At 63.2% G+C, this 20,920-nt stretch carries 20 protein-coding genes; 2 read left to right on the plus strand and 18 right to left on the minus strand.

The features are described from left to right. The 6 genes from hisD to ACP150_RS11430 form a co-directional block, all read right to left on the minus strand. Positions 1 to 1,311: a histidinol dehydrogenase gene (gene hisD, locus ACP150_RS11405; RefSeq protein WP_424966759.1), complete on the minus strand. Its 1,311-nt coding sequence runs from the start codon at positions 1,309 to 1,311 to the stop codon at positions 1 to 3. Positions 1,312 to 1,315: 4 nt separating this feature from the next. Continuing rightward, positions 1,316 to 2,374 carry an ABC transporter ATP-binding protein gene (locus ACP150_RS11410; protein WP_424966760.1) on the minus strand — a complete coding sequence of 353 codons (1,059 nt, stop codon included), beginning with the start codon at positions 2,372 to 2,374 and terminating at the stop codon, positions 1,316 to 1,318. Continuing rightward, on the minus strand, positions 2,374 to 3,201 hold the full coding sequence (locus tag ACP150_RS11415) for a carbohydrate ABC transporter permease (protein ID WP_424966761.1): 828 nt from the start codon (positions 3,199 to 3,201) through the stop codon (positions 2,374 to 2,376). Before ACP150_RS11415 ends, ACP150_RS11410 begins: the two co-directional genes overlap by 1 nt. 5 nt (positions 3,202 to 3,206) lie before the next feature. Next, positions 3,207 to 4,079, minus strand: a complete 873-nt coding sequence (locus tag ACP150_RS11420) for a carbohydrate ABC transporter permease (RefSeq protein WP_424966762.1) — start codon at positions 4,077 to 4,079, stop codon at positions 3,207 to 3,209. A gap of 88 nt (positions 4,080 to 4,167) precedes the next feature. After that, a complete protein-coding gene (locus tag ACP150_RS11425) occupies positions 4,168 to 5,490 on the minus strand; it encodes an ABC transporter substrate-binding protein (protein ID WP_424966763.1) in 1,323 nt (440 codons plus the stop codon). Positions 5,491 to 5,667: 177 nt separating this feature from the next. Then, positions 5,668 to 8,127 carry a GcvT family protein gene (locus ACP150_RS11430; protein WP_424966764.1) on the minus strand — a complete coding sequence of 820 codons (2,460 nt, stop codon included), beginning with the start codon at positions 8,125 to 8,127 and terminating at the stop codon, positions 5,668 to 5,670. 378 nt (positions 8,128 to 8,505) lie between these two features. Here ACP150_RS11430 and ACP150_RS11435 point away from each other — a divergent pair, with 378 nt between their 5' ends. Beyond that, positions 8,506 to 9,060, plus strand: a complete 555-nt coding sequence (locus tag ACP150_RS11435; RefSeq protein WP_424966765.1) for a helix-turn-helix domain-containing protein — start codon at positions 8,506 to 8,508, stop codon at positions 9,058 to 9,060. Here ACP150_RS11435 and ACP150_RS11440 read toward each other — a convergent pair. From ACP150_RS11440 to ACP150_RS11490, 11 genes are all read right to left on the minus strand, one after another. Further along, positions 9,054 to 10,439 (minus strand): phosphomannomutase, encoded by a 1,386-nt coding sequence (locus ACP150_RS11440; protein WP_424966766.1) that lies wholly within the window; start codon positions 10,437 to 10,439, stop codon positions 9,054 to 9,056. The two genes, ACP150_RS11435 and ACP150_RS11440, sit on opposite strands and share 7 nt — an antisense overlap. 365 nt (positions 10,440 to 10,804) lie before the next feature. Then, the gene (locus tag ACP150_RS11445) at positions 10,805 to 12,202 is read right to left on the minus strand and encodes a mechanosensitive ion channel domain-containing protein (protein WP_424966767.1); all 1,398 of its coding nucleotides are present in this window, start codon (positions 12,200 to 12,202) and stop codon (positions 10,805 to 10,807) included. Positions 12,203 to 12,281: 79 nt separating this feature from the next. Then, positions 12,282 to 13,487 carry a glycosyltransferase gene (locus ACP150_RS11450; RefSeq protein WP_424966768.1) on the minus strand — a complete coding sequence of 402 codons (1,206 nt, stop codon included), beginning with the start codon at positions 13,485 to 13,487 and terminating at the stop codon, positions 12,282 to 12,284. Between the two features lie 511 nt (positions 13,488 to 13,998). Further along, positions 13,999 to 14,394, minus strand: a complete 396-nt coding sequence (locus ACP150_RS11455) for a DUF4112 domain-containing protein (RefSeq protein WP_424966769.1) — start codon at positions 14,392 to 14,394, stop codon at positions 13,999 to 14,001. Then, positions 14,387 to 14,563 carry a YqaE/Pmp3 family membrane protein gene (locus ACP150_RS11460; RefSeq protein WP_424966770.1) on the minus strand — a complete coding sequence of 59 codons (177 nt, stop codon included), beginning with the start codon at positions 14,561 to 14,563 and terminating at the stop codon, positions 14,387 to 14,389. Before ACP150_RS11460 ends, ACP150_RS11455 begins: the two co-directional genes overlap by 8 nt. Positions 14,564 to 14,742: 179 nt before the next feature. Further along, positions 14,743 to 15,258: a pyridoxamine 5'-phosphate oxidase family protein gene (locus tag ACP150_RS11465; protein ID WP_424966771.1), complete on the minus strand. Its 516-nt coding sequence runs from the start codon at positions 15,256 to 15,258 to the stop codon at positions 14,743 to 14,745. Positions 15,259 to 15,261: 3 nt separating this feature from the next. Further along, the gene (locus ACP150_RS11470; protein ID WP_424966772.1) at positions 15,262 to 15,444 is read right to left on the minus strand and encodes a hypothetical protein; all 183 of its coding nucleotides are present in this window, start codon (positions 15,442 to 15,444) and stop codon (positions 15,262 to 15,264) included. A gap of 71 nt (positions 15,445 to 15,515) precedes the next feature. Continuing rightward, on the minus strand, positions 15,516 to 16,946 hold the full coding sequence (locus ACP150_RS11475; RefSeq protein WP_424966773.1) for a phospholipase D family protein: 1,431 nt from the start codon (positions 16,944 to 16,946) through the stop codon (positions 15,516 to 15,518). Further along, a complete protein-coding gene (locus ACP150_RS11480) occupies positions 16,936 to 18,603 on the minus strand; it encodes a histidine kinase dimerization/phosphoacceptor domain -containing protein (RefSeq protein WP_424966774.1) in 1,668 nt (555 codons plus the stop codon). The genes ACP150_RS11475 and ACP150_RS11480 overlap by 11 nt, the downstream gene beginning before the upstream one ends. Positions 18,604 to 18,654: 51 nt before the next feature. Continuing rightward, positions 18,655 to 19,218 (minus strand): RNA polymerase sigma factor, encoded by a 564-nt coding sequence (locus ACP150_RS11485; protein WP_424966775.1) that lies wholly within the window; start codon positions 19,216 to 19,218, stop codon positions 18,655 to 18,657. Beyond that, positions 19,215 to 19,439: a NepR family anti-sigma factor gene (locus ACP150_RS11490; RefSeq protein WP_424966776.1), complete on the minus strand. Its 225-nt coding sequence runs from the start codon at positions 19,437 to 19,439 to the stop codon at positions 19,215 to 19,217. Before ACP150_RS11490 ends, ACP150_RS11485 begins: the two co-directional genes overlap by 4 nt. A gap of 68 nt (positions 19,440 to 19,507) precedes the next feature. Here ACP150_RS11490 and ACP150_RS11495 point away from each other — a divergent pair, with 68 nt between their 5' ends. Next, positions 19,508 to 20,323, plus strand: coding sequence for a response regulator (locus ACP150_RS11495; protein ID WP_424966777.1), 816 nt, complete (start codon positions 19,508 to 19,510; stop codon positions 20,321 to 20,323). 59 nt (positions 20,324 to 20,382) lie between these two features. On the opposite strand, the gene ACP150_RS11500 is transcribed toward ACP150_RS11495, so the two are convergent. Continuing rightward, positions 20,383 to 20,877 (minus strand): Dps family protein, encoded by a 495-nt coding sequence (locus ACP150_RS11500; protein WP_424966778.1) that lies wholly within the window; start codon positions 20,875 to 20,877, stop codon positions 20,383 to 20,385. Positions 20,878 to 20,920 lie beyond the last annotated feature (43 nt).

Consider the following 20,920-nt stretch of genomic DNA (forward strand, 5'->3'; position numbering starts at 1 on the left):
CTACTCCGCCGCTTCCCCGTAGGGCACGTTGCGCCCGCCATAGCGGCGGACCCGAACGTTGCACTGCTCGGCATGGCCGACAAAGCCCTCGAGCATGCAGAGCCGCGAGCCATAGGCGCCGATCTCGGCTGCCGCCGCGTCGCTGGTGATCTTCTGGTAGGAATGGGTCTTGAGGAACTTGCCGACCCAGAGCCCGCCCGTATACCGCCCGGCCTTCTTGGTGGGCAGGGTGTGGTTCGTGCCGATCACCTTGTCGCCATTGGCCACATTGGTGCGCGGCCCGAGGAAGAGCGCGCCATAGGAATGCATCTCGGCCAGGAACCAGTCATCCCGGTCGGTCATCACCTGCACATGCTCATAGGCCATGTCATTGGCGACCTGCAGCATCTCGTCATAACTCTCGCAGAGGATCACATCGCCATAATCACGCCAGCTTGTGGCGGCGGTCTCGGCGGTGGGCAGGATCGCGAGGATCCGGTCGATCTCGGTCAGGGTGTCCTCGGCGAGCTTGCGCGAATTGGTGATCAGGCAGGCGGGTGAGTTATAGCCATGTTCGGCCTGTCCCAGCAGATCCGTGGCGCACATCTCGGCATCCACCGTGTCATCGGCAATGACCATTGTCTCGGTCGGCCCGGCAAAGAGGTCGATCCCCACCCGGCCGTAAAGCTGCCGCTTGGCCTCGGCGACAAAGGCGTTGCCCGGGCCCACCAGCATATGCACCGGCTCGATGGTTTCGGTCCCGATGGCCATGGCGCCCACGGCCTGGATGCCGCCGAGCACATAGATCTCATGGGCACCGCCCAGATGCATCGCCGCGACAATCGCCGGATGGGGTGCGCCATCCACCGGCGGGGCCGAGGCCACGATCCGCGGCACGCCCGCCACCGCAGCCGTCAGCACGGACATATGGGCCGAGGCGACCATGGGAAACTTGCCGCCGGGCACATAGCAGCCCACGGATTGCACCGGGATGTTGCGATGCCCGAGGATGACCCCGGGCCGGGTCTCGACCTCGATATCCGTCATCGACGCCCGCTGCGCCTCGGCAAAGGCGCGGATCTGGTCCTGCGCGAAACGGATATCCTCCATATCCCGGGTTGAGACCTTTTGCATGGCGGCCTCGATCTCGGAGGTGTTCAAGCGAAAGCGTTCGGGCGCATAGCCGTCGAATTTCTGGCTGAGATCACGAATGGCCGCGTCACCGCGGGTCTGAATATCGGCCAGCGTCGTCTCGACGACCTTGCGGACCTTGGCGTCGTCTTCGGCACGCTCCGCCTCGGGCTTGGAGCGCTTGAGATACTCGATGGTCATGGGTCTAAGTCCTGATCCGGTTTCCGGTTTCGGGGTCAAAAAGATAGAGGTGGTCGGGGTTGAGCGAGATGCTGACCATGTCGTCCTGTTCCTTACGCAGGTGCCGGTCGCCCTTGGCGATGACCCGTTGCTGGCCCCATTGCACGGTCAGAAGCGTCGCCTCGCCCGTATTCTCGAAGGCGTAGATGCGCACATCGATCTCGCCCTGCCCTTCCTCGGCCACGGCCATGTCATCGGCCCGCACCCCAAGGATCACGCTGGCCCGATCAGCGGCGGGGACCGCAACGAGGCGCGTGCCGCCCGTGGTGACAAACATGCCGTCCGAGATCGAGCCGTTGATCAGGTTCATCGCCGGCGAGCCGATGAAGCCCGCCACAAAGATATTCGCCGGATCGTTATAGATCTCGTCCGGGGTGCCGAGCTGCTGGATCACGCCATGCTTCATCACCGCCACCCGGTCCGCCAGCGTCATCGCCTCGATCTGGTCATGGGTGACATAGACCGTCGTGATCTTGAGCTCGCGGCTCAGATGCTTGAGCTCGGCGCGCATGGTCACGCGCAGCTTGGCGTCGAGATTCGACAGCGGCTCATCCATCAAAAAGACCTTGGGCGTGCGCACGATGGCCCGCGCGAGCGCCACGCGCTGCCTTTGGCCGCCCGAGAGCGCCTTGGGCTTGCGGTCGAGAAACTCGGTCAGCTCCACCTGCTCGGCGGCGCGGCGGACCTTGGGACCGATCTCGTCCTTGGGCGTGCCCCGGACCTTCAGCGGATAGGCGATATTGTCGTGGATCGTCATATGCGGGTAGAGGCCGTAATTCTGGAACACCATGGCCACGTCGCGATCCTTGGGCAGGTCGTCATTGACCATCCGGTCGCCGATCCAGATCTCGCCATCGGTCGGATCCTCAAGCCCCGCGATCATCCGCATGGTCGTGGTCTTGCCGCAGCCCGAGGGCCCCAGCAACACGAGGAACTCCTTGTCGGCCACGGTCAGGGACTGGTTGTCGACCCCGATGAAGTCGCCCCAGCGCTTGGTCAAATCCTTGAGAACCACCTCAGCCATCAGCGTACCGCTCCCATGGTCATGCCTTGTACGAAATACTTCCGGATCAGCAGCGCCAGCACGAACATCGGCAGCATGATGATGATCCCGGCGGCGCTCAGGAGGTTCCACAGATCCCCCTCCTCCGCCTTGAAGAGCGCGAGCCCGATGGGCAGCGTCACCGCATCCTTGTTGGTCAGGATCAGCGCGAACAGGAACTCGTTCCACGCGATGATGAAACAGAAGATCCCCGCCGTCAGAAGCCCCGGCGCCGCCATGGGCAGCACGATATTGCGCATCACCTGCACCCGGGACGAGCCATCGACCATGGCGGCCTCTTCGGTGTCCATGGGGATCCCGTCGATGAAGCCTTTGATCATCCAGATCGCGAAGGGCATCACGATGGCGAGGTTCACGAGGATCAGCCCGACCCGCGTGTCCAGCAGCCCCACATCCCGGAACATCACGAAAAACGGCAGGATGATCACCACCGCCGGCACAAATTGCGTGGCCAGAATGATCACCAGCATGGTGGTCTCGCCCCGCAGGCTGAACCGGCTGAACGAATAGGCCGCCATGGTCGCAATCGGGATCGCGAACAGGACCGTGACAAAGGCCACCAGCGTCGAGTTCACGAGCTTCTCGCCCAGATCATAGGGCGGCTCGAAGACTGTGGCGAAATTCTCCAGCGTAGGCGTGAAGAACAGCTTGAGCTGGAACACGTCGAGATGGGTTTTGAAGGCGGCCAGAAAGATCCAGAGGATCGGGACCAGCATCACGAAGGTCGCCATCAGGATCAGGATGATCTGAATGCCGTTGACGATCTGTTTTCTTTGTTTCCCGGTCATCGCGCTCACCGCTTCTGGAACACGTATTTGGCATAGGCATAGGTGAGGAAGATCATCGGGATCACCATCAGCCAGGCGACCGAGGCGGCGTAGCCGATCTGCCCGTATTTCATGCCGTTGAAGTAGATGTAATGGGACAGGGTCTGGGTCGCCGTGCCCGGCCCGCCATTGGTCAGCATGAAGATCTGGTCGAAGGTCTTGAGGCTGAAGATCGATTTCAGGATCACCACCACGGCGAGCACCGGCGCGAGCTGCGGCAGGGTCACGTCGCGAAACACCCGCCAGCCCGAGGCGCCGTCCACCTGCGCCGCCTCGATCGTATCTTGCGGCACGCTGGCCAGACCGCCGATCAGAACCAGCGTCAGGAACGGGATCCAGCCCCAGACATCGGCCATCACGCAGACCGCAAAGGCCAGTACCGGATCGGCCAGCCAGGAGACATCCGCCAGCGGCGGGATCATCACCCCGAAAAACGCATCGAACAGGCCAAATTCCGGGTTGAACATGAACCGGAACGACACCCCGATCAGCGCGGGCGACATGGCAAAGGGCAGGATCAGCAGGGTCTGCACCCCCGAGCGCAACCGCCCCCCCGGCGCGAGCAACATCGCGAGCCCGAGCGCAAGGACCGTGGTCAGCGCCACGGTCAGCACCGTGTAGATCGCGGTGACCTGCACCGAGTTCCAGAAGGCAGGCTCTTCGAGGAAGGCCCAGCTGTAATTCTCCCAGCCCAGATATTGCTCCAGCGAGCCCGGGCGGTTCAGGCGGCCCACGGTGAAGGACAGCCGAAAGCTCTCGAGCAGCGGCCAGATCGCCGTGGCGAACACCACGATGATGGCCGGCAGAACGAGCAGGTATTTGAGTGTGTTATCTCGCATCAGTCAGATCCGGAGCCCTCGGGCAGCAGGGTCACATGGGGTCTGGATCGGGGCGCGGCACGCAGCGCGCCCCGATCCATGTCGCGCGTTACTGGATGCGGCCTGCGCGGCGCAGCACCTTGTCGGACCGCTCCGCCGCGGCGGTCATTAGTTCGGCGACATCGCCGCCTGCGGCCGCTTCGGCAATCGCGGCCGAGAGAATATCGCCCACTTCCGGCCATTCCGGGATTTGCGGCATGATGTCGGACTGCTTCAGGCTTTCCCAGGCCGCCGCCTGGATCCCGTCATTCGCGGCATTCACATCCGGGTCCTGCAACGAGGCGATATGGGTCACCACATTGTTGACAATGGGCTTGCCACCCACCTCACGCTCGGTGGCGTTGGCCTTGTCCATCTCCGGGTTCGACAGCCATTTCAGGAACTCCCAGGCCGCGCCCTGATTCTCGGAATATTGCGAGATCGAGAAGGGCATGGAGATCGCGTAGGTCTTGGTTTGCCCCTGATAGGAGGGCATGCCGACAAACCCCACCTGATCCTTGGTCAGGGTCGAGCTGTCGGGGTTGTAGAAGCCCGAATAGGCCCACCACCAGACCGGGATCATCGCGGAATTGCCCTGCATGAAGGACTGGCGCGCATCCTGCTCGACAAAGGCCAGCGAGTTCGGATTGGTCACCTCGTGCTCGGTATGGAGCGCGATGTAATCCTTCGTCGCCTGGATACCGGCTTCGGACGCCCAGGCCGCCGTGCCATCCTCGTTGAAGATGTCGGCCCCGGCCGCCCAGAGGAAGTTGATCCAGATGAACAGGTTCTGACGGTTGCCGTCATTGTTGTAGTAAAGCGCAAGCGGCGCGATGTCCGGGTTGCTCTCTTTCAGCTCCTTGCCGATGCGCACCACGTCTTCCCAGCTCTCGGGCGGCTCGGGGATCAGGTCCTTGCGATAGAACATCAGCTGCGGATGGGCCCGCAGCGGGAAGCCCAGGGTCTGGCCCTCGAACTGGGCCGAACGGGCAAAGGCCGCCGGGTAGCGATCCATCGAGATCCCGTCGCGCGCCATCATCTCGTCAATCGCCATCAGCCAATGGGCGTTGGGCGGGCCCCAGCTGTCGAGGTAGTTGACCACGTCGAAGGTGCCATTTGCGGCGATCCCCTCGGCGTTGATCTTCTCTTGCAGCGAGCCGAAGGGAATGAAAGTCCACTCGGTTTCGATGCCCGTCAGCTCGGTGAATTCCCCGTCGCGCAGGCGCAGCCCGTCGAATTGCGGGGTCACGACGCTGAGGATGTTCAGCTTGGTGCCGTCAAAGGGTTTCCCCTCCAGCAGGTTATAGGGCATGTCCTCTGCCGCAGCGGTCAGCGGGGCCAGCATCAGGCTCGACGCAGCGACCCCGGCTTTCAGGAAAGTCCGTTTGCGCATGTACTCCTCCCAGGTCAATGGCAACGTGTGGCGTCACCCTAGGCGAGGCTGAATGCGTATTCAAGGATTATCGTGAATGCGTATTCGCGATCTTCAGGCAGCGCAAGAAAAAGGCCGGGCGCTGGTGGCGACCCGGCCTCGTTCCGTGCAATGGCGGGCGCAAGGCCCTGCCCCGGCTTACGCCTTGGTGCGCTCGGATTTCGGGTCGTACATGGGCGCGAGGCTGGCCTGCGCCGCGTAACGCCGCCCGGCGATCTCGATCTCGTACCGCGCCGCTTTCATCTCGGCCGCAGGCTCGCGCTCATAGGCGCAGGGCACATAGCCCAGCCCCATCGCCCCGCCCAGAGCATGGCCATAGCCGCCCGAGGTCAGGAAGCCGACGATCTTGCCGTCCCGCACCAGCGGTTCGTTGTGGTGCAGATGGGCGCTGGGATCCTCCAGCTTGAACTGCATAAGGCGGCGTTCGAGTCCGGTCTCGCGCTTGCGGAGCACGGCCTCGCGCCCAAGGAAGTCCTCCTTGCCCGGCAGGTCGGTCTTGACCGCAAAGCCGAGCCCGGCCTCCAGTACGTGATCCTCATCGGTGATGTCATGGCCGTAATGGCGGAACGCCTTTTCGAGTCGCAACGTGTCCATCGCATGAAGCCCGCAGAGCTTCAGTCCGTGCTCGGCCCCGGCCTCCACGAGGGTTTCCCAGACATGGGCGGCCATATCGGTGGAGATGTAGATTTCCCAGCCGAGCTCGCCCACATAGGTCACCCGGTGCGCCCTTGCGATGCCCATTCCGATCTCGATCTCGCGCGCCATGCCGAACGGGTGGTGCGCGTTCGAGAAGTCATTGGGCGAGCAGGCCATGAGCACATCGCGGGCCTTCGGCCCCATGAGCGGCAGCACCGCTTCGGAGGTGGTGACATCGGTGATGATCACGAATTGGTCGCCCACATGACGGCGCAGCCAGGCCAGATCGCGCTGCACCGTAGCGGCGGGCACCACGAGGAAATAGGCCGTCTCGGACAGGCGCGTCACGGTCAGGTCGCACTCGATCCCGCCGCGCTGGTTGAGCATCTGGGTATAGACGATCTTGCCTGCGGGCACGTCCATCTGCGCGCCGCACATCTTCTGCAGGAAGGCACAGGCATCGCGCCCCTCGACCCGGATCTTGCCGAAGGAGGACATGTCGAGCATGCCCACCCCCTCGCGGATCGCCATATGCTCGGCTGCGCGGTTCTCGAACCAGTTCTGACCGGCCCAGTCGTATTTGTAGTCGCGCTCCTGCCCCTCATTGGCGAACCAGTTCGCGCGCTCCCAGCCGGCGGTCTCGCCGAAGACAGCGCCCTTGGCCTTGAGGTGTTCATGCAGGGGCGAGCGCCGGATGCCGCGCGCGGTTACCGGCTGGCGGAACGGGTAATGGTCGGCAAAGAGCCAGCCGAGGCTTTCCGAGACCCGCTCCTGCAGGTAGTGGCGATTGCCCTGGAAGGGCTGGGTCCGGCGAATATCCACATCCCAGAGATCAAAGGGCGGCTCGCCATCATTCATCCACTGGGCCAGCGCCATGCCTGCGCCCCCGGACGACACGATCCCGATGGAGTTATACCCCGCCGCGACCCAGTACCCGCCCAGCTCCGGTGCCTCACCGAGATAGTAGCGGTCGTCGGGGGTGAAGCTCTCGGGGCCGTTGAAGAAGGTATGGATCCCCGCCTCGGCCAGCATCGGCAGACGGTTCACCGCCGCCTCGAGGATCGGCTCGAAATGGTCGAAATCCTCGGGCAACTGGTCAAAACAGAAATCCTCGGAGATCCCGTTCATGCCCCAGGGCTTGGCCTTGGGCTCGAACGCGCCGAGCAGGATCTTGCCCGCGTCTTCCTTGTAATAGGCGCATTCATCCGGCACGCGCAGCACCGGCTGCGGCTTGAGCCCGTCAATGCCCTCGGTGACGATGTAGAAATGCTCGCAGGCATGGAGCGGCACGTTCACCCCGGACATCTTGCCGAGCTCGCGCGCCCACATGCCCGCGCAGTTCACCACCATATCGGCGGCGATATGGCCCTGCTCTTCGCCCTGCTGCCAGCTGACGCCCGTGACGCGGCCGCCCGCCTGGGTGACTTCGGTGACCTTGACGCCCTCGACGATCCTGGCGCCGCGGTTCCGCGCGCCCTTGGCCAGGGACAGGGCCACGTTGCTCGGGTCGGACTGGCCATCATGGGGCAGATACACGCCGGCGGTCACGCCATCGATGTTCAGATGCGGATACCTCTGGAGCACTTCGGTCGGGGACAGCTCCTCGACCTCGACCCCAAAGACCCGCGCCAGACCGGCCTGACGCAGGATCTCTTCCTTGCGGTGCTCGGTCAGTGCCACGGTGATCGAGCCCGTTTCGCGAAAGCCGGTGGACACGCCGGTCTCAGCCTCGAGCTGGCCATAGAGCTCGGTGGAGTATTTCGCCAGACGGGTCAGGTTCTGGCTCGGACGGAGCTGACCGATCAGGCCCGCGGCATGCCATGTGGTGCCGCAGGTCAGCTGCTTGCGCTCCAGCAGGACGATATCGGTCCAGCCAAGCTTTGCGAGGTGGTAGGCGACCGAACACCCGGAGACACCCCCACCGATAATGACGACGCGCGCGGACGTAGGTAATTGGGTCATGACAGCAGCAATCCTGTTTTCAGAAGCCCCGCCGCGCAGGCTGGGGTCTTGGGCCGATGGAAAGTCCGGAAGCGGGAGATCGCCCCGGCGTGCGCCGCCCTGCCCTGAGGCTGGGCCGGGGCTGGCGCGGCGCCGGGCGGCGAGGCTGTCAGATGCGGTGCTCTGTGCACGAGGCGATCTCCCAATCGGTGTGCCGGGTCCTGCACTGCGCTCTGCGGTGCAAATGCCCGTTGCTTGCGCATTCGTTGCCACAGACCGAAATGAAATTTCAAATCATTTTTTCACATCGGCGTGGAAAATTCTGGATTCCTTCACTGCGCCTGCGCTAGAGACCCTCTAAAGCCCAAATTTCATCCAGACACGGAACCGGTCCTCAGCATGACACTGCATATCGGAGAAGACATCCGCGCCCTGCGGAAATCCCGGAACTGGACCCTTCAGGCGCTGTGCAATGCGGTCGGGCGCTCCGTCGGTTGGCTCAGCCAGGTGGAACGCGGACAGACCGCCCCGTCGATTCAGGATCTCTCGGCACTGGCGGCAGAGTTTGAGGTTCCGATCAGCTTCTTCTTCCGCTCGGCCTCGCAATCCGAGGAAGAGCGCGGCCTGATCGTGCGGGGCGACATGGCCGAGCCCATCGGATCCGAGGAAAGCGGGCTGCGCGAACGGCTGCTCTCGCCGAACCTGAATGGCAATTTCGAGATGATCCACTCAACCTTCTCGGCCCATTCCGCCTGCGAAACCCTGATCAGCACCAAGGGCCGCGAGGATGGCGGCGTGGTGATCGACGGTCAGCTCGACCTGCAACTGGGGGGCGCGTGGTTCACCCTCGCGACGGGCGACAGCTTTCAGTTCTCCGATGACGCCTATCTCTGGCGCAACCCCTATGACGCCCCGGCCACGGTGATCTGGATCGTCTCGCCGCCGGTCTACTGAGCCGCATCTTGCGCCGCAAAGGGGCGCAGGATCTCGGTGATCCGGGCCACCTGCGCGGCCACGAGATCCGCGTCATCCCGCGCCTCGACGTTCAGCCGCAACAGCGCCTCGGTGTTTGACCGGCGCAGATTGGCGCGCCACTCTGCAAAGCTCAGGCTCAGCCCGTCCGTATGGTCGATCCCGACCGCGTCCGGGCCGAGCCGCGCCAGCACCTCTGCCATCGCCCGATCCGCATCGGCGACGCGAAAATTGAGCTCGCCCGAGGACGGGTGCCGCGCGCGCATCTCGGCGCAGCTCTGTTGCAGGCTCTGACCCGAGGCCGAGATCTGCGCCAGCATCAAAAGCCAGGGGATCATGCCGCTGTCGCAATACATGAAGTCGCGGAAATAGTGATGCGCCGACAGCTCCCCGCCATAGACCGCCCCCTCCGCCCGCATCAATGCCTTCATCAGGGCATGACCCGTCTGCCCCATCACGGGCACCCCCCCGGCGGTCCGCACGACGCGCTGGGTGTTCCACGCGACCCGCGCATCATGGACGATCCGCGCCCCGGGCGTCCGGGCCAGCATGGCTTGGGCAAGCACGGCCACGACATACTCCCCGGGCACGAAGGCCCCGGTGTGGTCAAAGAAGAAGCACCGGTCGAAATCTCCGTCCCAGGACACGCCCAGATCCGCCCCGGCGGCGCGGGTCGGTGCCCCGGTCAGCGGCTGGTTCTCCGGCAGCATCGGGTTCGGAATCCCCGCCGGAAAGGCCGGGTCAGGCGCGTGATGGCCGCGCGTGACACGCAAGGGCGCGCCCTGCACCTCCAGCCCCGCCACCACCGCGTCAAAGGTCGGGCCCGCCGCCCCATGCCCGCCATTGGCAAAGAGGTGCAGCGGGGCAAGCGTCGCAGGCTCGACAAAGGACAGAATACGGGCGACATAGGCCGCGCGGCAGTCCACGGCGCGGTAGGACCCGGGCGCGCTCGCAGCCCGGCCCCTCCCCTCGCCAAGCTTGGCCTCGATGGCGCGGAACTGCGCCTCGGGCAGCGGGGCGGCACCCGCCCCGACCAGCTTGAACCCGTTATCACCAATCGGATTATGGGACGCCGTGACCATGATCCCGCCCTGGGCCCGGTAGTGGTCCGTGGCGAAATAGACCTCTTCCGTGCCGCAGAGCCCGAGATCGAGCACACTGCATCCCGCACTTTGCAGACCCCGGGCCAGCGCCTCGGACAAGGCGGGCGAAGAGGCGCGCACGTCGCGTCCGATCACAACCTGCGCCGCCGACAGCTCCGCCGCCGCGGCCCGGCCCAGCCCATAGGCAAACGCCTCGGTCAGATCCTCTCCGACCTGCCCCCGAATATCATACGCCTTGAAAAACTTCAGTCGGCCCACGCGGCACGCTCCTGCTCCGGAGCGGTCATGGTGCGCCGAGCGACAGAACCAGCGCAAGAGCCCGCGCGCGCGGAAGCCTGCCCCGCAACAGGGCGGTAACAAAAAATGAAGCTGGGGGATGGAGGGGTGGATGGCGGAGAGACAGCCGGCCTTCATATCCATGCACAGACTCTGACTCTCGACGATTACAAATAAGTATCTTCCGATTGTACCGGATGTCAGCCACTGCCGAGGAAGACTTCTGTTGGTTCACTCGCAACAATGGCCTGTCGCTGCCCAGATGGTCCCCACGGGTCAGCCCCGAAGCAGGGGCAAACTCAGTTGTTGCGTCACATTTCCTTCGAAGGGAGCAAGGCCAGGGACCGCTATTCGGCTTGCCGCGATGCATCCAGAAGGTTGTCTTCGGTCTTCTGGCCAGCCCGTTCGCGCTCTGCCGCCTCGGTGCTGGCATCCTCCTTGCGTGTGGGATCTGCCGCTTGCGGAAGCTGCGCTGGCGTTGTGGCTGGTGTGGCTCGGGCGGGCGAACCTCTGTCTGTTGCGGGCGCTGGGGTGCCAACCTCGCGCGACTCTTCGGCAAGCGCGCCGCCAAGCTGTCCGGCACCGTCAAGACGCACGCGGTAGATCGGCTCCGGCAGACCGAAGCCCGCGGATTCCAGGGCGGACTTGGCCGTGCGGATCGCCTCGCCGCGCGCTTTGGCGAAGCTGACGGCGTTCTGATCGACCCAGCCGGTGAAGGTGAGGATCACGTTTGAGTCGCCCACTTCGCTCACCCAGGCGCTGACCTCCGGATCGCGCAGGATGAAGGGTAGCCCCTGGAGCGCCCCGACGGCGGTTGCAAGCGCGCCGGCCTGATCTGCATCCGCATCCACCCCGAGATCGAAGCTGAACCGCCGTTGCGGATCACGCGTGAAGTTCACGATCCGCCCCTTGAACACGGTCGCGTTGGGAATGCGGATATGGTTGCCCTCCGGCGAGATCAGGATCGTCGCCCGGGAGGTAAGCCGCGCGACAGTGCCCATATCCCCCTGAATATCCACAAAATCGTTCGGGCGAAACGGCTGGCGCAGGCTCAGCAGGATCGAAGCGATGAAGTTCTCCACCGTGTCGCGCACGGCAAAACCCAGCGCGAGCCCAACCACACCCGCCGCGCCGAGCACCGCCCCGATCAGCGCCGTGGCATTCAAAATGTCGAGCGCCAGCACCACCCCCAACAGGATGAAGCCGATCCGCGCAACGGCCCGGTACACATCTGCGATGAAGCGGTTCGGCGCAAGCCAGGTCCAGATCGGAATGCGCGTTGTCAGCAGCCAACCGCCCGCAGCCACGACCAGAAAGGCCGTTACCGCGACGAGAAAGATCGGTGCCGATGCCAACAGGTTCTGGCTACGCTCGATGATCCGTTCCGCAGCCGGCGCCAGCCGCTCTTCCAGCGAGCCGCTGACGGTCACCCGGTTCTCGATGGCAACAACACCGGACACGCGATTGACCAGCGATGTCAGCTGGTCCTGTGCTGCGTTGTCGATGACGTCACCGTTCAGGCGTACGACCCCTTCGGTCACATTCACGCGCACATTCTCGAACGCGTCGATCTGCGCGAGCAGGTTGATGATCCGTGTCCGGATCTCGCCGTCGCTTGGTGCGGTTTCCCCGACCTCGATTGTGCTGCCGGTCTGTTCGGTCTCGGGCACGGCCTGGGCTGCGGCCGTATGGGCGAACGTGGCGACAAGCAGGGCGAGCAGTGCGCCAAAGACAACGCGGATCATGGGTAAACTTTCATTCTATGGGCAGCCCCGCCGTGCGGGGATAAGCTGCCACGGGGCGCCAAGGGGCGCGCTGTCGGTCTCAGGCAAGCGCGTCCGCGACCTGCCGCACCGGGATCATGTGATCGATCGCGGGCAGCATGGGATGCACTGGTGCATTTCGCTCGGCGGCCCGCCCCTCCAGCCAGGCGGCGACGCCCGCCGCGGCACCGGCATGGTCCAATGCGGCTTGCCGTGCGGGATCGTGGAGCTGCGTGGCGATGTCGAGCGTCTGCCGCCAGCCGGCCTCATAGCCTGGGAGTTGATGCCGCATATGCGCCGCGCCGACCTTCGACAGGGCGCGCGCCTTTTCGATCTGCACATCACAAAGGCTCCATTCCGGGACCACGATCCATGGCCTCCGCGCCGACAGGATCTCTGCCGAAATCACATCACCAGCATTGGAGATAACCAGATCTGCCGCAGCGATCTGCGTCTCATGCGTCACATCTCCGGACATCCGGCGCAGATTGGACGGATCGCCCGCCGCAGCCCCACCACCGGCCAGCAGCCACACACAGTCGGACACTGCCCTTGCACCCGCAATCACCGCTGCGTACTGCATCGGCTGCGTGGTCGGGTCTGTCAGGGCGAGAATGACCGTTGCATCCTGCGGCAGGTTCAGGCTGCGCCGAGCGGCTTGCCGCTCTGGCACGCGTTGCAGACGCTCCAGACCTGCCGCGAAATGGGTCTTGCCGGTCCAGTCATGGGACCAATCCGGTTGCGCAAGGGTCTTGTGGAACGGCGCCAGCAGTCCTTCGGCCCCCGAGAACATCTCGTCATGGGCCTCATCCTGCCGCATCCCGTGCTTTAAAGCCACCACATGCGGGACGTCGCATCGGCGGGCAAGCCGGGCGATCTCGGCGCTCTCATCGATCATCAAAAGGGCAGGATTTGCCCGGTCGAACCAGCGGGTCAGGGCATTCAAGTCGGCGCGAATGAGCGATGCCATCATCGGCCCCTGCCCCAGTGAGAACCCCGCATCGACCCCCGGCATAACGGCATGACCGACGTGCTTGCCAGTGCTGATTGAAAACGATGGAAGGGCTATCACCTCTGCGCGCCCCTCAACCTCGGCCATCAGCGCCGGGTCGGGGCAGAAGACGGTCACGGGGCGGCTCGGGGGAAGCGCGTCGATGATGCGCGTGACACGCAAGGCATGGTCGGACAGACCGTCTTGAACAAAAAAGCCGATGGGCCGCATGTCGGAGGCGCCATACTCCTCCAGTTCGAGATGAAGATCGCGCATGATTATGCTCCGCCGCTAGAACCTGAAACTGATGGGAGGTGGGGTAGTGTCGGGGACCGATGATCTCGAAGCGTCGCAACTGAACGGCCGACGGCGGCACTTAGAACGTGCGCGACGTCCGCGTGAGCGCCCCGGCGCTCGGTGCGCATTCCGTCGCTCATGATCTATCACGCATGTTGGTCAGGCTAGGCATGAAACTGGCTCCCGTGATCCACCGGATGACACCGACCGCGCCTCCGATTGTTGTGAAAAGACAACGCTCAAGGTGCCGGGGATGGTTCCCGAGACAAGAAAATTTTTTTGAAGGTCGGTCGCGGCGGCTGGCAGTCCAGCTGCCTTGCCGAGATGCGCGTCGCACGGGACCACATACGGTAAGCCCGGGACGCAAGGACAGGCGCGAGCCGCCCTATGCGAACGCGAGTAGCGCGCTGCGACAACCAAGGGCCGCTTGGCGAAGCTCCCGCGCCGTCGAGGCCTTCGCGTCCAGTCGGGGCGCGCGTCGCCAGATTTCTCAGGCCCGGACCGAGGACGGGTACAGGGCCTCGCGTCGTTCCTGCGCTTGCAATTGCTCCGACAGGTCTTCTTTCAGGAGCCTGACATTCCGCATATTGGCCTTGAAGCTCGCATCGAAAATGTCGCCGAAAATCGGCACGCCCCCTACGACGAAATCGAGACCGCTGTTGACCCCCATACGGACAAGTGTCGACTTCTGCGCGCCCAGCTTGTGCCCCTGATAGATGAGGTACAGCGCCGGGCCGAAGGTCACGATATCGCCGAGGCCGGGGATGAGCCCGACCACACTGTCCCAGCCGAACCGCCAGCCCAGCACCGGAAGCCGGAACCGGGCATCCAGCCCATGGGCCAGCCGGTCGAGGCGGGCGATCTGGTCTGCGGTAAGATCAGGCACGGCCACGCTCACCGGTTCGGGCGATGATCCAGACGGCATGCACGATGCCGGGGATGTAGCCCAGCAGCGTCAGCAGGATATTCAACCAGAAGTGCTTACCCAGTCCCACCTGCATGAACACGCCCAGAGGCGGCAAGAGCAGGGCGAGGATGATGCGGATGATGTCCATGGTAACTCCTTCGGTGATTGGTTTCGTTGAAAGCTCAACGTCCGGAACCGTTAAAACGTTCCACCGCAGCGCGCCGTGACCGGGCAGTGTTTCCACGCTTGCAAGAGGGCTGCTTTGTGGTGAGCAGAGGCCTCCTGCCCGCCCAAGCCGTTGTCTGCGTGCAAGCGATCGCGACGGGATCAGGCCGGGACGACTAGATCCAGAACACGGTGATGTCCGATCTCCGGGCTGGCGCAATCGGTCGAAAATGCCGCCTGCACCATTCTGGCACCGACCACGACCGGGTTGGCGTCGCTCGCCCAGATTGCGGCTTCGCGCGGGCTGAACTTCAGCAGCGTGACCTTCGGATCCTCGCGCCCCTGCTCAAAGCGCGCGGCCATGGCGATGGACCACAGCGCATCGATCTTCTCGTCGCTGTCATAGACGACGAGGCTGCCTGTGAGGCTCGCGTGGTAATTGCCCTTGCCGGATTGCATCGTATAGCGCGCCTGTCCGCCGTGACTGACCGCGGCCACCAGATCCGTGTCTGCCGACGTGATGAACCAGAGCGCCTGGGCCTCGGGATCCGCGAAATGGGTCATGGGTTGAGGATGCTGCCCGCTATCGGGCATCCAGAGCATACCGATGCGACAGGCGTCCAGCTCGGACCAAAGCTCGGTCATGGCTTCATGGGATGTTTCATAACTCTCTGACATGGCTCAGGCCTTGTCTTTCCACGCCTGCAGCGTGGCTTCCGCTGCGGGCTTTCCCGCGCCGTACTCCGGCTCAAGCAGGGTTTGCAACTGGTTGCGATCAGGCGTCTGGCCCGTTGCATCCTGTGTCCCGGCGTTGATGCGGTTCTTGATCTTTTGCCAATTGCCCTGGATCTGGTCCCAATTCATCATAAGCTCCTCTTCGTTGCACGCGTCAGAGTGTTAACGGGTGCGGAGCGTGGTCGGTTCCGTCGCCCGTGCTAGACGATGTCTTCGGTGATCCCGGGCAGCGGTACGCGGAGGTCCGGTGCGCGGTCGCGATCATGGGGTACGAGAAACCCGTATCGCTGGCTCGGAGCGGTGCGCAAATTGTCATGCGCCGCGTCCCGCCACCAGCCCTGCGCCGCGTGCAGATCCAGTGCCTCCGCCGGGGCAGCCCCCCGCCACCAATGCGCGCAAATCGCGCTGCGCAGCATGTCCACACGGGCAGGATCCCGCACGGCAACCGCGGCCTCCGTATCCCAACGCAGGGACCGTCCATTGAGGTTGGCCGACCCGACCAGGGCGAACCTGTCATCGGCGATGAACACCTTGGAATGCACGTAGATGATCGGGGCATCTGCCAATGTGTTGAGCCCCTCCCCCGGCGCTGTGCGCGGTCGGACCGGGCTGAGAATGCTGAGCCGGGGGCCGAAGGCTTCCTTCACCCTTTTGAGCGCCTGATGGCTTAGCCAGAGCCCATAGCGGGCATCCAGATCCCGATTATGCTCGAACGCCACATCGTCGGGCATGGCCGGCAAGACCAGAATCAAACGCAGCAGCGGCTTTTCCATGGCCGCACGGGCCAGTGCGCGCGCGATGCGGCTCGAGCGCAGGAATTGCGTCTCGATATAGATCAGATGCTGCGCGTCGCGGATCCCCTCCAGATGCGCGGTTTCGATCTCGCTCAGAACCGTCTTGGGCGACAGGTGAAAGGTTTGCAGGTCGCGGGGCCGGGACAGCGTTCGCCGGAGATACTGCATCTCGCGCTGCGGCGGGGCTCCATGGGTTTGCGCCACGAAGCTTTCCAGATGCTCCGCCGCCTCGATGGCTTCTGGCCCCCGCAACAAGAGCTGCACATCCGTCCAGGTCTCGTCGGATGGTCGGTCATGGGCCTGCGTGTCGAAGCGCCGCTCGTTGAGATCGAGACCGCCGATATAGAGCCACTCGCGATCAATGGTCGCGAGCTTCTGGTGCTGGGTCACGGTGGCAAAGGGAGGCGTTTTCTTGCGTTGCTTCCGCGCCAGAGGACCGAGGACCGAGCGCCAGATTTGCCCCGCACGCGCGGGGTGAAGCGCGGCCGCTACATGCAGGTCTGCCGCTGGCCCAGCCACCTCCCGCAGGGCCGCGCCCTGCCGCAGCGTGGACATCGACAGGTGGTGAAGCTCTTCCCCCATCACCGGATCGAAATCGCTGACGACCAGACGGATGCGCACCCCTTGGCCCAGCTTATGCGCCAGCAGATCGAACCAGTCCTCGCCGATGGCCCGGGCTGCGTCGCTCCGCAGTTTGGTAGCAAGATCGAAGATCCGAAACCCCATCAGGATCTCGCGCTCGGCGGACAGGATCGCCTGCTCGAAGGCCGGCCACGCCTGCGCGGCGGTAATGAGAACCTGAAATGGGGCGGGATTCGCCTCCGGGCTAGGCGGCATCCTGAGCAAACCCCGTCGGGTGGAACCGCACCGTCATGCAGTACCGCGTGTCGTCTTCGGTGACGTCCTGTTTCCCCTCAAGCTGGGTCACGAAAGCCCGCATGAGGCGGGACCCGATACCAGTATTCTCGCTGGGATCTTCCGCGTCAAAGCGGTCCCCCTTGGTGTTTTCCACGGAGAGGATGACGTCGCCCACAGGATCCCGCGCCAGACCGATTTCGATCTCCGGATGCTGTCCTTCTTTGGACCCGGTATATTTCACCGCATTGGTCAGCATCTCTGACAGCACCATCGACAAAGGCACAGCCTGATCCGGGTAGAGCTGCATGGGTTCGAGATTGCGGGTAATCTTCAGCCGCTCATTGCTTGCCCCGGCGAGCCCTGTGACCTCGGTCACCATCTCCTCTGCCAGGCTGGCCACATCGACCGTTGTCATATCGGGCGTCGTGTAGAGGGTCCGGTGGATCGCTGCGAGCCCCTGCACCCGCCGCTGCAGCCCCTGCAACACGCGCTTGGCCTCGGCGGTCTTCACCGTACGGGTCTGCATATTCATCATGGATGCAATCAGTTGCAGGTTGTTCTTCACGCGATGATGCACCTCGCGCAGCAGTACTTCCTTGTCATGGAGATCTTGCTCCCGGCGCGCTTCGGCATCGCCGATAATGCGCGTCATCCGGTTAAAGGCGCGCTGCACCTCTTCGAACTCCTGAGACGGGTTTTCCATCTTGAGCAAATTCCGCCCCCGCTCGCCCAAGGCAAACCGACGCGTCGCATCCCGCAGGGCGTGAATGTTTCGGATCACCATCCGGTGCAAGCCAAAGAAGGCGACCACGATGCCCGCGCACCACATCAGAATGGGGAACAGAATGGTCAAAAGCCCTTGGTTCGCGCCTTGCCCAACACCCAGCGCCTCCTCCGGCCAGCTCCCCAGCACGACGACTTCGTCCTCGAGAACCGTAAAGGTGGCAAACACTCGTGGATCGCCCTCGACCGTGTCCGCGCGAAATGTCGTTCCAGCCTTGGACCGCAGTTCCGTCAACGAGTAGCCCACGGGCAAGTACCTCTCCGCGCCATCCAGACCACCGCTGGCGGAAATGATCTCGTCATCGCGGTTGAGTACCAAGGTGCGCGCATCTTCCTGGCTCGCGGCGCTGGAAGGCTCGTTGTCGACGATCTTGTGCGGGATCGACATTGAAATGAACCCACTGAACGCACCAGCCCAATAGACCGGGACGTTGGCGATCATCACGGATTGTCCGCTCACAGCGCCGGATTCGTTGACCTCAAAATTCAGCCTCTGGCTCGAAATCGCCGTCGCGAAGCCCGGAAACTCGGAGAAGTCGAAGGGATCCCCCGTGCTGGAGCACTCCATGAAACCATCCAGCGGCAGGTAGCCGACAAAGGCCACGTGGGGGTTTTGCACGATGAAGTCACTCAGGATTTCGCTGCACCGCGCGGGGTCTTCCGACAAAGGTCCGATCGCGGCGCCCAACCCGGCCCCCGCCCCGACTGCCTGAAGCAGGATCCGTCGCTCTGCATCGACGGCCCGCTCGGTCTCGGCGATCAGGGCCGAGCGGGCAAGGTCGTCGGCCCGCTCCACCACACTGCGTGTCTGGTAGAGCGAGATCATTCCGAGTGGGAACAACGCAAGCGTCATGAGCGCGATCAAACGCGTGGGCAGAGCGCCGAAAAAAGAGGACAGTGACATTCAGGCTGCGCTTTGGTTCTCCGCCACGATGCCATGGGTGACGCTGTCGGTCATTTCCATTGCGTCGGTTTCCGAGATGTCCAGCATCTCGGCGAGGCGATTGCGTGCACGGTTGACCCGGCTTTTCACGGTGCCCACCCGGACCCCGCACATATCGGCGGCTTCTTCGTAGGAAAAGCCCCCGGCCCCTACGAGGATCAGAACCTCGCGCTGCTCGTCGGGAAGTTTCGCAAATGCCCGGTTGAACTCGCGCATTTGCAGTCGCCCGTCATGGTCAGGCTTTTGCGCCAGTGCACCAGCCAGTTCGCCTTCGCCATCTTCGACCTCGCGCTTGCGCTTGCGGCGCATCGAATAAAACGTATTCCGAAGGATCGTGAAGAGCCACGCGCGCATGTTCGTCCCGACCTGAAATTTTTCGATATTCGTCCACGCCTTCACGAGCGTATCCTGCACCAGGTCATCCGCCGTCGCCGAGTTTCGCGTCAGGCTGTAAGCGAAGGCGCGCATGGCGGAAAGATGTTCGACGAGCTCGTCGCGCGGGTCCATCTCCGGCGCCCCGCTCATGAGACGTCTCCGGAGGGCGTCTTCTTGTCCTGCGACTTGAGCTGTTCAAGCAATTGCATCAACCGGTCAGGGACCTCTTCATTCAGCACATCGCTGTATGCTTTTTTGAGGTTCTCATCGATCTGGTCGTCGAGTGTTGAATTTCGTTTTGGCATCAGATTTGGATGTGTCACTTTTATTAGGCCCATGCGCGTTTGTGTGGAACCTAAACGCTGGACCACGCGTTTGGTTCCCGACTCACGTCAAAAAAATAGCACGTGACCGTGCGCTTTCAAAATAAGAGGGATCAATGTCTCAAACCGCAGACACTTCGCTGTCAGAACAAATCGGTGCAAACTTGCCTTACTTGCGACGCTATGCCCGCGCTTTGACAGGAAGCACAAACTCCGGGGATACCTATGCGGCAGTGACACTCGAGACAATTCTGACGGACCCAACGCTCTATGACGCCGGTCATGGCGCCAAGGCGGGCCTGTTCAGAGTGTTTCACGCCATTTGGTCGAGCAGCAGCGCTCAGATCGAAGACCCCACCCTGGACAGCGGACCAGCCGGAACCGCTTCGGCGCATTTGACGCATCTGACACCAAACACGCGTGAAGCGCTGTTGTTGCACACGGTAGAAGGGTTCGACATGCCCGAGCTTGCCTCCATCATGGGCCGCTCGGAAGGCGAAGTCAGTGAACTGGTCAATATCGCCTATGCCGAAATGGCCAAGCTGATCAGTGGCAAGGTCATGATCATCGAGGACGAGGTCATCATCTCTACAGATCTCGAAGGGATCGTCTCTGAGATGGGGCACCAGGTCACGGGCGTTGCGCGGACCGAGAGTCGTGCGCTTGATCTGGCGGCCGAAGACAAACCCGATCTCATCCTGTCCGACATCCAACTCGCGGACAAATCCAGTGGCATCGACGCGGTCAACCGCATCCTTGAACGCGACGGCGATATGCCTGTGATCTTCATCACCGCCTTCCCTGAGCGGCTCTTGACCGGCGAAGGCCCGGAGCCAGCATTTCTCATCTCCAAACCATACTCCGAAGAGCAGGTGCGCTCTGCGGTCAGTCAGGCGATGTTCTTTGCCTCGACAGAGACCCTGAAAGCCTGATCCTCGCCCAAGATCGTTAAAAGCCCCGCCATTAAGCGGGGCTTTTTTCGTTGGCTCTGTTACTTGCTGAGCGCGCGCAGCATCCAGGCGGCCTGCTCGTGGAAGGCGCTCCGCTCGGTGGCGAGGTCTTCCGTCACCGGGTCTTGGCGCTCGCCGACCAACTGGATCAGCGCGTGCAGGCGGTGCGCGATCAGCTCGTGATCCGCAGCCAGGCTTTCGACCATCTGCTGGGCCGACATCTCCTGATGAGCGTCCTTGACGCGCGAACGCTCCATCAAAGCATCCAATTGCATCGGGGCGAACTCGCCCAGCGACCGCATCCGCTCCGCCAGTTCATCGGCGGCCGAGAACATGTTCTCATACTGCTCTTCGGTCAGCTTGTGGACAGAATAGAAGAGCGGGCCTTCGACATTCCAGTGGATTGCATGGGTCTTGAAGATCAGTCGGTAGGTGTCCGACAGGACATCCGCGAGACCACTCGCAATGGTTTGCGTGTCGCGCACACCGGTCGAGACATCATCGCTAGAGGGAATGACTTTCAACGCTTCGGACATGGGTGTCTCCTTTATTTGTTCAGAAAACCAACGTCCGAACCCG

Origin of the sequence: Dinoroseobacter sp. S375 (genome assembly GCF_049800775.1) — a bacterium.
Classification (GTDB): domain Bacteria; phylum Pseudomonadota; class Alphaproteobacteria; order Rhodobacterales; family Rhodobacteraceae; genus Dinoroseobacter.